The sequence below is a fragment of the Stenotrophomonas capsici genome (assembly GCF_034961085.1).
GTDB lineage: Bacteria > Pseudomonadota > Gammaproteobacteria > Xanthomonadales > Xanthomonadaceae > Stenotrophomonas > Stenotrophomonas capsici.
Map to the genome: position 1 here is coordinate 1 of NZ_JAYFUH010000186.1, position 13,229 is coordinate 13,229.

Genomic DNA, 13,229 nt, shown 5'->3' on the forward strand with positions numbered 1-13,229 from the left:
CGGCCAGGGCGGCGGCCAGCGAAGCGGCTGCGGCGAGGCGCAGCGGGAAGCGGGTACGGGACATTCGGGTACGGCGGAAACGACGGAACGGACCGGCATCATCGCATTGCCGGCACCACCGCGGTGGATCGGGGCAGCGGCGATGGCCCGTTTACCCGACCCAGGCGGTCAGCCGGCCTTCGTCCTCGCGGACCTGGACCGGCCCGCCGAACAGCTCGGACAGCGGCCCGGAGCACAACAGCTCCGCGCGCGGGCCGTCGGCCAGGATGCGGCCACCCTTCATCAGCACCACGCGGCCGATTTCCGGGATCACTTCCTCGATGTGGTGGGTGACCAACACCAGGGTGATGCCCTGCCGGGCCAGGTGCTGCATGGTGTCGACCAGGTGCTGGCGCGAGATCAGGTCCAGCCCGGTGGAGGGTTCGTCCAGCAGCAGGGCGCGTGGCTGGTTGACCAGCGCCCGCGCGATCAGCACGCGGCGGGTTTCCCCGGCCGACAGCTCGGCGTAGCTGCGGCCCAGCAGCGGCAGGGCGCGGGCCAGCTCCAGCGCTTGGCGGGCACGCTGGCGCATGGCCTCGGTGACGTCGCGGTGCGCCGGCACCACGTAGCTGGCGAAGAAGCCGGAGATCACCGCTTCCTCCACGCTCAACCCGGGCATGTCGGACAGGTTGCTGGACAGGTCGCCGGTGACGATGCCCAGCTGCGAGCGAAGCCGGTCCACCTGCCAGCGGGTCTGGCCCAGCACCTGCACCGGAATGTGACCGTCCGCACGTGCCAGCGGGTACAGCTCACGGGTGATCAGCTTGATGAACGAGGATTTGCCGCAGCCGTTGGGGCCGAGGATCGCCGTGTGCTGTCCCTGCTCGATGCGCAGGTTCAATTCATGCAGGACGCGGACCTGGCCGCGGATGACGCAGGCATGGTCCAGTTCGATCAGGGGGGCCGGGCTGGCGGCGGGGGCGATGGACATCAGGAGGTGAGCGGCAGCTGAGGATTCGACCAACGGACGACCCGCCGGTGGATGAAGTTTGCGCCGACAGCCCCCATCATGTGTAGCGGTTGTTTCATCTGGCACCGACCTGCCACGGAGTCCCGCCATGCCTGACGCCCTGTTTGATTTCCTCACTGGTGGCATCGCCGGCCTAGGCTGGTGGGGCATGCTGGCGGTGCTGCTGGTGGTCACCCAGCTGACCATCTTCGCGGTGACCCTGTACCTGCACCGCAGCCAGGCCCACCGCGGCGTGGATTTCCATCCGCTCATCGCCCACTTCTTCCGCTTCTGGGTGTGGCTGACCACCTCGATGATCACCCGCGAGTGGGTGGCCATCCACCGCAAGCACCACGCCAAGGTCGAGACCGAGGACGACCCGCACAGCCCGGTGACCAAGGGCATCGACCGCGTGTTCTGGCGCGGCGTGGAGCTGTACCGCGAAGCCCGCGCGCTGCGCGGCGACATCGAGCAGTACGGGCGCGGCGCACCGGAGGACTGGATCGAGCGGCACCTGTACACGCCGCACGCCAACCTCGGGCCGGTGCTGTTGTTCGTGGTCAACGCGGTGCTGTTCGGCCTGCCGGGCATCGCGCTGTGGGCGATCCAGATGGCGTGGATCCCGTTCTGGGCCGCCGGTGTGGTCAACGGCCTGGGCCACTGGTGGGGCTACCGCAACTTCGAGTCGGCCGACACCTCCACCAATCTCACCCCGTGGGCGTTCTGGATCGGCGGCGAGGAGCTGCACAACAACCACCACGCCTTCCCGAGCTCGGCGCGCTTCTCGATGCGGCGCTGGGAGTTCGACATCGGCTGGCAGGCGATCCGCCTGCTGCAGGCGCTGCGCCTGGCCAAGGTGCTGCGCGTGGCACCGAGCATGGACATCCGCCCCAACATCGCCGTGCCCGATGCCGACACGCTCAAGGCGCTGCTCTCGCATCGCTTCCAGGCGATGACCGACTACCAGCGCAACGTGTTCGCCCCGGCCCTGAAGGATGAGGCCATCGCCGCCGGTGCCAAGCTGCGCAAGCTGCTGCCGCGGCGCCTGCGCAAGGGCCTGGTCAACGATGGCCGTTGGCTCAAGCCGGCCTGCCGCGAGCAGTTGCAGGACTGGGTGCAGCAGCGCCCGCGCATCCAGCTGCTGGTCGACTACCGTGCGCGCTTGTCGGCCCTGCTGGAGGCCCGCAGCCACGATGCCGCCGAGCGCCTGCGCCAGCTGCAGCAGTGGTGCCAGGACGCCGAGGCCAGTGGCAGTGCGGTGCTGCAGGCCTATGCCGCGCGCCTGAAGGGCTACGCGCTCAGCGCCGCATGAGGACGATGACGGTGCTGGTGGGCCTGCTGCTGGCCGGCCCGGCGATGGCGCAGCTACAGGACACCCAGGAATACCTGCAGCGCATGGACGCCGATGGCGATGGCAAGGTCAGCCCGGACGAGTACCTGCAGTGGATGCTGTACGCCTTCGACCGCATGGACCGCAACGGCAATGGCGTGCTGGAGCCGGACGAACAACCCGGTGGCCGTGGCAAGCCGATCACCCGCGAGGAACAGCGGCAGGTGATCCTGGCGCGGTTCGCGCGGCAGGACGCCAATGGCGACGGGTTCCTCAGCGCCCGCGAGCTGATGGCACCGCCGCGTTGAGCGACGGCGCGGCGCAGGGGCGGCGGTGGCCGCGGAACCGAAACCACGTCCTGCACTGGCAAGGCAATGCACATCGGCGGTTGAAGCGGGTCGTTCAACAACGCCAGCTTCGCGGCCGAGGCCGCTCCTACGAAAAACGATTCTGGAACGCGACATGCCCGAATTACCCGAAGTAGAAACCACCCGCCGTGGGCTGGAGCCACACCTGCAGGGACGGCGCATCCATGGCGTGATCCTGCGCCGGCCGGACCTGCGCTGGCCGATCCCGGCGGAGATCGAGGCCGAGCTGCCGGGCCAGCGCATCGCCGCGATCCGCCGCCGTGCCAAGTACCTGCTGCTGGACACCGAAGCGGGCAGCGCGGTGTTGCACCTGGGCATGTCCGGCAGCCTGCGCGTGCTGCCCGGCGATACGCCGGTGCGCGCGCACGACCACGTCGACATCAGCCTGGAGGACGGTCGCCTGCTGCGCTTCAACGACCCGCGCCGGTTCGGTTGCCTGCTGTGGCAGCCGACCGGGGAAACCCATGAACTGCTGCGCGGCCTGGGCCCGGAGCCGCTGGATGATGACTTCGACGGCGACTACCTGTTCCAGCGCAGCCGTGGCCGCAGCGCGGCGGTGAAGACCTTCCTGATGGACCAGGGCATCGTCGTCGGGGTGGGCAACATCTACGCGGCCGAAAGCCTGTTCATGGCCGGCATCAACCCGCTGCGCGAAGCGGGCAAGGTCTCGCGTGCGCGCTACCAGCGGCTGGCCGATGCGGTGAAGGCCATCCTCGGCCACGCCATCGTGCGCGGTGGCACCACGCTGCGTGACTTCATCAGCCCCGACGGTGCTCCCGGCTACTTCGAGCAGGAGCTGTTGGTGTACGGGCGCGAGGGGGAGGCCTGCAAGCAGTGCGGGCGCGCGCTGCGCCACGCCACCATCGGCCAGCGGGCGACGGTGTGGTGCGGGCATTGCCAGCGGTGAGTGGCTGGCGGCGGGGCAGGGGTAATTGCAACCGCAACGGCACCCCTCCCCGGCCCTCCCCTGCTGCGCAAGGGAGGGGGTGGTTCCTGCAGGTCGGGCAGGTGGCAGCGCAACCCTGCTTTTGCCCCCTCCCTTTGGCATCGCCAAGGGGAGGGCCGGGGAGGGGTGCTGTTGCGGTTGATCTACCCACGGCCCCGCGCAGGCGCTCACTCCAGAGTTAGCCGGCGTATGCCTATCATGCGCAACCTTTTTTGCTCCGGACGACTGCATGCAACGCCGTGATTTCCTGCGCAATGCCGCCGCCGCACTGGCGGCCTTCGGCCTGCCTTCCTTCGCCGCCTGCGCGGCCACGCCGGCGCAGTTGGGCCTGCGCCGCATCGGCCAGCCACAGCCCTTCGATTTCGCCGCGCTCAAGGGCCAGGCGCGGGCGCTGGCGGCCGCGCCGTACCAGAGCCACAAGCGCACCTTGCCGGCCGAGCTGGAAGCGCTGGACTGGGACCAGTACCAGTCCATCCGCTACCGCCAGGACCACGCCCTGTGGGCCAACCAGCCGGGCAAGTTCCAGGCCAAGTTCTTCCACCTGGGGCTGTACTTCCATTCGCCGGTGCGCATGTTCGACGTGGCCGATGGCAAGGCGCAGGAGCTGGCCTACGACGGTGATGCGTTCGACTACGGCAGCAGCGGCGTGCACGGCAAGCGCCTGCCGGCCGACCTGGGCTTTGCCGGGTTCCGCCTGAACACCCGTGCCGACACCGACCGCGACTTCGCCGCCTTCCTCGGCGCGAGCTATTTCCGCGCGGTGGGCAAGGAGGGCCAGTACGGCCAGTCCGCGCGCGGGTTGGCGATCGACACCGGCATGGGCAAGCCGGAGGAATTCCCGGACTTCATTGCCTATTACCTGGAACAACCCAGCGGTGACTCCGACACGCTCGTGGTCTATGGCCTGCTGGACTCACCCAGCGTGGCCGGTGCGTATCGCTTCGCGATCACCAATGGCGAGGTGCTGCTGATGGACATCGACAGCGCGCTGTACCCGCGCAGTCAGATCGAGCGGCTGGGCATCGCGCCGTGCACCAGCATGTACCAGGTCGGCGAGAACGACCGCCGGATGGACTGGGACTGGCGCCCGGAGATCCACGACACCGACGGCCTGTCGATGTGGAACGGTGCCGGCGAATGGATCTGGCGCCCGCTGTGCAACCCGCGGCACCTGCGCTTCAACATGTTCATGGACAACAACCCGCGCGGTTTCGGCCTGCTGCAGCGTGACCGCAACTTCGACCATTACCAGGACGATGGCGTGTTCTACGAGAAGCGCCCCTGCCTGTGGGTGGAGCCGAAGGGGCAGTGGGGCGAGGGTTCGGTGCAGCTGGTGGAGATCCCCACCGTCGATGAGACCTTCGACAACATCGTTGCGTTCTGGAACCCGAAGGCCAAGCCGCAGCCGGGCCAGGAACTGCTGGTCGGCTACCGCCTGTACTGGGGCGCGCAGCCGCCGGCACGGCCGCCGCTGGCCCACTGCGTGGCCAGCCGCACCGGCCTGGGCGGGGTCATCGGCAAGAAGCGCGAGTACTTCTCGTGGCGCTTCGCGGTGGACTTCGAAGGCGGCGAACTGGCCGGCCTGATCGACAAGGCCGAGGTCGAGACGGTGGTGGAAACCAGCCGCGGCAAGGTCGAGATCGTCTCGGCGCGCCCGTTGCGCGAGATCAAGGGCTACCGCGCCATGTTCGACCTGGTGCCGCCGGAAGGCAGTTACGACCAGATCGACGTCCGCCTGTACCTGCGCAGTGGCGGCAAGACCCTGACCGAGACATGGCTCTACCAGTACAGCCCGCCGCCGGCCGATGCGCCGGAGCGGACGTTGTATTGATTGGCTCGAGTCCCTGCTTGAGGCACCCCTCCCCAACCTTCCCCTTACGCCAAAGGGAGGGGAAGGAAGCTGGGCCTCACTGTGATTCGACCGACCTGCAGAAATCACTCCCTCCTTTTGGCGCAGCCAAGGGGAGGGTTGGGGAGGGGTAATGCTTGTGCCCTCCGCACATCACCTCACAACGGCAGCGGCGCCTGCATCGGGTCGATGCGCCCTTCGCCGCGCGTGATCTTCTTGAACTCGGCGCGGCTGACCGACACGTAGCGCTCGTTGCCGCCGATCTCCACCTGCGGGCCGTCCTGCACGGCGAAGCCGTTTTCGTCCACGCGCACGGTCATCGTCGCCTTCTTGCCGCTGTGGCAGATGGTCTTGATCTCCTGCATCTCGTCGGCCCAGGCCAGCAGGTACTGGCTGCCCTCGAACAGCTCGCCGCGGAAGTCGGTGCGCAGGCCGTAGCACAGCACCGGGATACGCAGTTCATCGACCACCTCGGACAGCTGCCAGACCTGCGCCTTGCTAAGGAACTGGGCCTCGTCCACCAACACGCAGCCAAGCTTGCCGTGGCGGGCGATGTCCTGCTCGATCAGCTTCTGCAGGTCGGTGTCGTGCTCGAAGGCGGTGGCTTCGGCCTGCAGGCCGATGCGCGAGGCGACCACGCCGGCGCCGGCGCGGTGGTCCAGGCGCGGGGTGAGCAGGGCCACCCGCATGCCGCGCTCACGGTAGTTGTGGGCGGACTGCAGCAGGGTGGTGGTCTTGCCGGCGTTCATCGCCGAGTAGTAGAAATAAAGCTTGGCCATGGGCCATTTTACCGCGCCGGCCGGTGCTCACGGGCGATGGATTACACTGCCGGCCTGCTAGTGATCCGACCCCATGCTGGACTCCCTCAATCCCCCCCAACGCGCGGCGGCGGTGCACGCCGAAGGTCCCCTGCTGGTGCTGGCCGGTGCAGGCAGCGGCAAGACGCGCGTGATCGTCGAGAAAATCGCCCACCTGATCGGCAGCAACCGCTACCCGGCCCGGCGCATCGCGGCGATCACCTTCACCAACAAGTCGGCCAAGGAAATGCGCGAGCGCGTGGCCAAGCGCCTGCGCGCGGAGGATGCCGCCGAGGTGACCATCTGCACCTTCCACGCGCTGGGGCTGAAGTTCCTGCAGATCGAACATGAACAGGTGGGGTTGAAGCGCAACTTCTCGATCTTCGATGCCGATGACGCCAACGGCCAGATCAAGGACCTGCTGGGCGGCAGCAATGCCAAGCCTGACGACATCGAGGACATGAAGAACCTGATCTCGCGGGCCAAGAACGCCGGCCTGTCGCCGGAGCAGGCGATGGCGGCGGCGCGCAGCAGCCGCGAGAAGAACGCGGCCATGGTCTACGAGCTGTACCAGGCGCGGCTGACCTCGTTCAACGCGGTGGACTTCGATGACCTGATCCGCCTGCCGGTGCAGGTGCTGGAAGAGAACCCGGACATCGCCCTGGCCTGGCGCGAGCGCATCGGCTACCTGCTGGTGGACGAATGCCAGGACACCAACGACGCCCAGTACCGGCTGCTCAAGCAACTGGCCGGGCCGCGTGGCAACTTCACCTGCGTGGGGGACGACGACCAGTCGATCTACGCCTGGCGTGGCGCCAACCCGGAAAACCTGCAGCAGATGGGCCGCGACTACCCGGCGCTGAAGATCATCAAGCTGGAGCAGAACTACCGCTGCTCCAACCGCGTGCTGCGCGCGGCCAACGCCTTGATCGCGCACAACCCGCACGAGCACCTGAAGACGCTGTGGTCCGACCAGGCCGACGGCGAGCGCATCCGCGTGTGGGAATGCCGCAACAGCGAGCACGAGGCGGAGAAGGTGGCCTCGGAGATCCATTTCCTGGCCACCAACCGCAAGATCCCGTGGAGTGATTTCTGCATCCTGTTCCGCGGCAACTTCCAGTCACGGCCGCTGGAAAAGGCGATGCAGCTGGTCGGCGTGCCGTACCACCTCAACGGCGGCACGGTGTTCCTGGAGCGGCAGGAAGTGAAGGACACGCTGTCCTGGCTGCGCCTGCTGGTGAACCCGGACGACGACACCGCGTTCATGCGCGCGGTGCAGTCGCCCAAGCGCGACGTTGGCGCCAGCACGCTGGCCAAGCTGGCCGAGCTGGCCTCGGAGAAGGGCATGCCGATGGCGCAGGCCGCCGAGGCGATGGGCGCGCTGGCGCAGCTGCCGCCGCGCGCGGCCAACAGCCTGAGCAAGTTCACCGACATCCTGCGCGCGCTGCGCATGGACATGCGCCAGATGAGCTCCGGCGACCTGGTGCGGCGCGTGGCCAAGGACTCCGGCCTGCTGGCGGAAATGCGCCACCAGGCCAAGGACACCACCAGCTACGAGCGCCGCGCCAACAACGTCGAGGAACTGGCCTCGTGGTTCGAGAGCGGCCCGCGCGGTGCCAGCGCCGCCGACATGGCCGCGCAGCTGGCGCTGATCTCGCGCAACGACAAGGATGACGGCGGCAACCAGGTGCGGATGATGACGCTGCATGCATCCAAGGGACTGGAGTTCCCGTATGTGTTCATCGTCGGCTGCGAGGACGGCGTGCTGCCGCACCAGGTCAGCCTGGACGAAGGCAACCTGCAGGAAGAGCGCCGCCTGCTGTACGTGGGCATCACCCGCGCCAAGGTGCAGCTGTGGATGAGCTTCAGCCGCCTGACCCGCAAGTTCGGCGAGCACATCCGGCTCAAGCCCAGCCGCTTCTTCGATGAGTTGCCGGCCAGCGAGATCCAGCGCGATGGTGCCGACCCGGTGGCCGATGCCGCGCACAAGCAGGAGCGCGCGAAGGCGGGGTTGGCGGCGATCCAGGCGTTGTTTGACTGACCCCTCCCTAGCCCGCCCGGCCCTCAGGCACAGCCTTCGGGCGTTCATCGGACCGCACGCCAGTGGCGTGCAAACGCTCCTCTTCACCCCCTTGCCTTCGGCAAAGGGAGGGGGCGGATCATGACGGTCGGTCAGGTCAACGTGTGCCGCGTTGCTCCCTTCCTTTCCTTGCGCCGCAGGCGGAGGGGAGGGCCGGGGAGCGGTAAGCTCGGCCTGCACATCCCGCACGGAACCCGGCAATGCCCCAACCCCTGATCCAGACCGAACGCCTCACCCTGCGCCTGCTGCGCGATGACGACACCGACGCGGCCGGCATGTTGGCCCTGCTCAACGAGCCGGGTTTCCACCAGTACATCGGCGACCGCGGCGTGCGCACGCAGGAGCAGGCCCGCGACTACATCCGCAAAGGCCCGTTCGCCAGCTACGTGGCCAACGGCTTCGGCATGTACGTGATCGAGCGGCGCGAGGACGGTGCGTGGATGGGCAACGCCGGGTTGGTGCGTCGTGATGGCCTGGCCCACGTCGACGTGGGTTACGCGCTGCTGGGGGAATTCGGCGGGCGCGGCTACGCGCTGGAAGCCGCGCGCGCGGTGGTGGCGTACGCGCGCGATGCGCTGCGCATCGGGACGCTGTGCGCGATCGTGTCCAAGGGCAATGCGCGCTCGGTGGCGCTGCTGGAGAAGCTGGGGTTCGTGGCGGACGGCGTGGTGACGCTGCCGGGCAAGGACGAGGAGTTGTTCCTGTTCTTGTTGGCGGAGGGGGCGGACTGAACTTCCAGGCATCGTCGTAGCCGCCCTTCTCCCTGCGGGAGAAGGTGCCCGAAGGGCGGATGAGGGTTCGGGCTAGGCACTGTGTCGCTGAGGTCAGCAGGGTTTTGCTTCTTGCCCTCTCCCCAACCCCTCTCCCGCTTGCGGGAGAGGGGCTAGAGTCAACGCCTTACGGCATCACCGGTGGCACGTAGGCCAGGGTCGCGCCCAGCGCCCACAGCAGGAGCAGCACCAGCGGGATGTGCACCAGCAGCTGCACGAAGGTGAAGCCGATCAGGTCGCGTGCCTTCAGGCCCAGCACGCCGAGCAGCGGCAGCATGTAGAACGGGTTGATCAGGTTGGGCAGTGCTTCGGCGGCGTTGTAGATCTGCACCGACCAGCCCAGGTGGTATTGCAGGTCGTTGGCCACCTGCATCACGTACGGCGCTTCGATGATCCACTTGCCGCCACCGGAGGGGATGAAGAAGCCCAGCACCGCCGAATAGCTGCCCATCAGCAGCGCGTAGGTGTCGTGGCTGGCGATCCGGGTGAAGAAGGTGGAGATCAGGTGGGCCACGCTGTGGCCGTCGCTGCCGTTGACGGTGGTCATGATCGCGGCGATCGAACCGTACAGCGGGAACTGGATCAGCACGCCGGTGGTGGACGGCACCGCGCGCGCCACCGCGTCCAGGAAATTACGCGGACGCCAGTGCAGCAGCGCGCCCAGCATCAGGAACAGCAGGTTGTAGGTATTCAGGCCGGAGATCGCCTGGATGGCTGGCTTGGTCGAGAACTCATGCACCAGCCAGCCGACGGCCAGCAGCACCAGCAGCAGGATCAGCAGCGGGCTGTGCTCCAGCCATTCGCCCGGGCGGGTCGGCGTGGCCTTGGGCGGGGCGACGTCGTGGTGCACGTCCACGCCGCAGTCGGCCGCGTCGCGCGCGGAGTTGGCGTTGGGCGCGGTGACGTAGGAGATCACCAGCGACACCACCACCAGCGCTGCCAGCAGCACGCCGGACTGCCACAGGAAGATGGTTTCGGTGAACGGGATGACGCCGGTGATGGACAGGATCGACGGCGGCAGGCTGGCCGGGTTGGCCTGCAGCTGCGCAGCCGAGGACGACAGGCCCAGTGCCCATACCGCACCCAGACCGAGATAGCCCGCCGCGCCGGCGGCGCGGTAGTCCATCTTCAGCTCGCTGCGGCGCGCCAGCGCACGCACCAGCAGGCCGGCGAACACCAGGCTCAGGCCCCAGTTCAACAGCGAGGCCAGCATCGACACGGTGGCCACCAGCGCCACCGCGGTGCGGCCGTTGCGCGGTACCCGGGCAAGCCGGTCGATCAGCCGCGAGGCCGGGCCGGAGGAGGCCACCACGTAACCGCCGATGACCACGAAGGCCATCTGCATGGTGAAGGGGATCAGGCTCCAGAAGCCATCGCCGAAGGCCTTGGCGGTTTCGGTGGCCGGGGCGCCGATGGCCAGTGCGGCCAGCGACACGGCAGCCAGGGCAAGGGCGGCGAACACCCAGGAGTCGGGGAACCAGCGCTCGGCGAACTGGGCGCAGCGGATGGCGAATCGCGCCGAGGCGGTGTCTTGGGGAGTCTGCATGGGGGCTATCGGTTGAGGACTACGACGCGACGGTAGCAATCCCGTGCAGGCGGGGGGAACTGGACTTTTGGATGGAGGGGCGGGTTCAGCTTGAAGGGATTTGCCCGCCAATGCCGACTCTCCCCAGCCCTCCCCTTGGCTTACGCCAAAGGGAGGGGGCGATTCGTGCCGTTCGATCAGCCCGCAGAGTGGTGCTTCTAGCTCCCTCCCTTTGGCGTAAGCCAAGGGGAGGGCTGGGGTGGGGTAATGCGGTTGAGCTCCCCATCCACTCCTGCATCACTCCGCCGCGTCGTAGCCGAACTGGATGCCCGCCGTGCCGCCGGTGCTGATGAACAGCTCCATGAACTGCTTGGCGGTGTCGGCACGGTTCCAGTCGCGCTGCAGCTCGCAGAACAGCTGCGGTACGCTGATCAGCTTGGCGCCGGCCTGCTCGATGCGGCGCAGGGCGGCGTCATGGGCGGCCAGCGAGGTGCCGCCCACCGCATCGACCGGCACGTACACCTCGTAGCCCTCGCGCAGCGCGTCCAGCGCCGGGAAGGTGAGGCAGGCCTCGGTCCACAGCGCGGTCATGATCAGCTTCCTGCGGCCGGTGGCCTCCACCGCCTTGCGGAACTCCACGTCTTCCCACGAGTTGATGGTGGTGCGGTCGTAGGTGGGCTCGTCCTTCAGCACCTTGCGCAGCTGCGGGATCGGCGGCTTGTTCAAGCCGGTCTTGACGTTGACCGTGGAGTGCACGATCGGCAGTCCATAGACCTTTGCGGCCTTGGCGACGCCGACGATGTGGTTGACCAGCAACTGGCGGTCCATCGAGGCGATGGAGTTCACCTGCACGGGCTGGTAGTCGATGACGATCAGGGCGGAGTTCTCCGGGGTCAGCAGATCGTCGGTCTTCGGGTCACGCTTGGTTTCGCTGGTCATCACAAAGCTCCTATGCAGGGAGGGATGCACCGCGCGCAGGGCGCACGCGGTGCGGGGGGAAACGGATCAATCGCGCTGCGAATCCAGCGGCTCGTGGTTGGTCACCACTTCCTGCGCCTTGCTGTAGCTCTCGATCAGCAGCTGGTAGTTCGGGAAGATCTGCGTGTAGGCCTGTGCCCATTCGGCGGCATCGGCGCGGTTCCAGGTCTTCTGCAGCTCCGAGGCCACGGCGGCCACGTCGATGACCACCACGCCGGCCTGCGTCATCCGCGCCAGGGTGATTTCCTGGGCCTGCTTGGAATAGGTGCCCGAGGCATCGATCACCGCGAACACCTGGTAGCCCTCGGCCACCGCCGCGATCGACGGGAACGCCATGCACACGCTGGTGATGGTGCCGGCGATGATCAGCTGCTTCTTGCCGGTGTCCTTTACCGCCTGCACGAAGTCGGGGTTGTCCCAGGCGTTGATCTCGCCCTTGCGCGCCACGTACTTGGCGTGCGGTGCGTTCTGGTGGATCTCCGGGATCAGCGGGCCGTTCGGGCCCTGCGGCACCGAGGCGGTGGTGATGACCGGGATCTTGGCCAGCGATGCGAGCCTGGCCAGCGTGGCGGCCAGGCGGCGCAGCGTGGTGAACGGCATGTCATGCACGGTCTGGAACAGGCCGCTCTGGTGGTCGATCAGCAGCATGGCGACGTTGTCCGGGTCGATCACCGGCTTGGCGCCGTTGAAGTTGGCCGCGTACGGGAAGGCATTCATGGCGGGGCTCTCGTTGAGTAGCGATGGGACGGTCGCGCTGCATCGGTAATGCAGGCGCGACGGGGAAGTGACCGGGCGGTTACGCCCGGTCATGGGTTCAAGCGGCGATCTGGCCGAAGCGGCCGGAGTTGAAGTCCTCCATCGCCTGGCGGATCTCTTCCTGCGTGTTCATCACGAACGGGCCGTAGCCGGCGATGGGCTCGTCGATCGGCTCACCGGCCAGCACCAGCACGGTGGCATCGGCGTTGGCTTCCAGCGCCACCTCGCCGGCGGTACGGTCGAACAGCACCATCTGGCCTTCGCGGGCCACCTGGCTGCCGTTGAACAGCACCGTGCCGTGCAGCACCACCATCGCCACGGTGTGGCCTCCGGCGAAGGCGAAGGTGGCGTGCCGGTCACGCTGCAGGCGCAGGTCCCAGACATCCATCGGCGTGTGGGTGCGGGCCGGGCCATGCTGGCCACCGAAGGCACCGGCAATCACGCGGACGGAGCCGGCGCCATCGGCCAGGGGCACGACCGGGATGTCGGCGTTGCCGATGTTCTGGTAGCCCGGCGTGGCCATCTTGTCGCTGGCCGGCAGGTTCACCCACAGCTGCACCATCTCCAGCTTGCCGCCGCGTCGGGTGAAGGCCTCGGAGTGGAACTCCTCGTGCAGGATGCCGGAGGCGGCCGTCATCCACTGCACGTCGCCCGGGCCGATCTCGCCGCCGGCACCGGTGGAGTCGCGGTGGGCCACTTCGCCGTCATAGACGATGGTGACCGTCTCGAACCCGCGGTGCGGGTGCTGGCCGACCCCGCGCGGGGTGTCGGTGGGGCTGAACTCGGCCGGGCCGGCGTGGTCCAGCAGCAGGAACGGGCTGAGCTGCCGGCCGTGGGTGTTG

At 67.9% G+C, this 13,229-nt stretch carries 12 protein-coding genes; 6 read left to right on the plus strand and 6 right to left on the minus strand.

Features of this window, described 5'->3' with window-relative positions:
• Positions 1-151 precede the first annotated feature (151 nt).
• Positions 152-970 (minus strand): ABC transporter ATP-binding protein, encoded by an 819-nt coding sequence (locus VA603_RS11120; protein ID WP_132862308.1) that lies wholly within the window; start codon positions 968-970, stop codon positions 152-154.
• A 127-nt stretch (positions 971-1,097) separates the two neighbouring features.
• On the opposite strand from VA603_RS11120, the gene VA603_RS11125 reads away from it, so the two are divergent.
• From VA603_RS11125 to VA603_RS11140, 4 genes are all read left to right on the plus strand, one after another.
• Positions 1,098-2,300, plus strand: coding sequence for a DesA family fatty acid desaturase (locus VA603_RS11125; RefSeq protein WP_132862309.1), 1,203 nt, complete (start codon positions 1,098-1,100; stop codon positions 2,298-2,300).
• Entirely contained in the window at positions 2,297-2,626 is a 330-nt protein-coding gene (locus VA603_RS11130) for an EF-hand domain-containing protein (protein ID WP_323438872.1), read from the plus strand. The genes VA603_RS11125 and VA603_RS11130 overlap by 4 nt, the downstream gene beginning before the upstream one ends.
• Positions 2,627-2,780: 154 nt before the next feature.
• Positions 2,781-3,593 (plus strand): bifunctional DNA-formamidopyrimidine glycosylase/DNA-(apurinic or apyrimidinic site) lyase, encoded by an 813-nt coding sequence (gene mutM, locus VA603_RS11135; protein ID WP_192288343.1) that lies wholly within the window; start codon positions 2,781-2,783, stop codon positions 3,591-3,593.
• Positions 3,594-3,861: 268 nt separating this feature from the next.
• Entirely contained in the window at positions 3,862-5,463 is a 1,602-nt protein-coding gene (locus tag VA603_RS11140) for an OpgD/OpgG family glucan biosynthesis protein (protein ID WP_323438873.1), read from the plus strand.
• Positions 5,464-5,639: 176 nt separating this feature from the next.
• Here VA603_RS11140 and VA603_RS11145 read toward each other — a convergent pair whose 3' ends face one another.
• Complete coding sequence (locus VA603_RS11145; protein WP_132862313.1) at positions 5,640-6,260, minus strand: thymidine kinase; 621 nt, start codon at positions 6,258-6,260, stop codon at positions 5,640-5,642.
• A 76-nt stretch (positions 6,261-6,336) separates the two neighbouring features.
• Here VA603_RS11145 and VA603_RS11150 point away from each other — a divergent pair, with 76 nt between their 5' ends.
• A complete protein-coding gene (locus VA603_RS11150; RefSeq protein WP_323438879.1) occupies positions 6,337-8,319 on the plus strand; it encodes a UvrD-helicase domain-containing protein in 1,983 nt (660 codons plus the stop codon).
• A 239-nt stretch (positions 8,320-8,558) separates the two neighbouring features.
• Positions 8,559-9,089, plus strand: a complete 531-nt coding sequence (locus VA603_RS11155; RefSeq protein WP_323438874.1) for a GNAT family N-acetyltransferase — start codon at positions 8,559-8,561, stop codon at positions 9,087-9,089.
• A 166-nt stretch (positions 9,090-9,255) separates the two neighbouring features.
• Here VA603_RS11155 and VA603_RS11160 read toward each other — a convergent pair whose 3' ends face one another.
• The 4 genes from VA603_RS11160 to VA603_RS11175 all read right to left on the minus strand — a co-directional run.
• Positions 9,256-10,683 (minus strand): short-chain fatty acid transporter, encoded by a 1,428-nt coding sequence (locus VA603_RS11160; protein WP_425603692.1) that lies wholly within the window; start codon positions 10,681-10,683, stop codon positions 9,256-9,258.
• Positions 10,684-10,950: 267 nt separating this feature from the next.
• The gene (locus VA603_RS11165; protein ID WP_323438876.1) at positions 10,951-11,592 is read right to left on the minus strand and encodes a hydrolase; all 642 of its coding nucleotides are present in this window, start codon (positions 11,590-11,592) and stop codon (positions 10,951-10,953) included.
• Positions 11,593-11,658: 66 nt separating this feature from the next.
• Positions 11,659-12,348 carry an isochorismatase family protein gene (locus VA603_RS11170; protein ID WP_323438877.1) on the minus strand — a complete coding sequence of 230 codons (690 nt, stop codon included), beginning with the start codon at positions 12,346-12,348 and terminating at the stop codon, positions 11,659-11,661.
• A 97-nt stretch (positions 12,349-12,445) separates the two neighbouring features.
• A partial coding sequence (locus VA603_RS11175) for a pirin family protein (protein WP_323438878.1) occupies positions 12,446-13,229 on the minus strand: 784 nt, incomplete at its 5' end.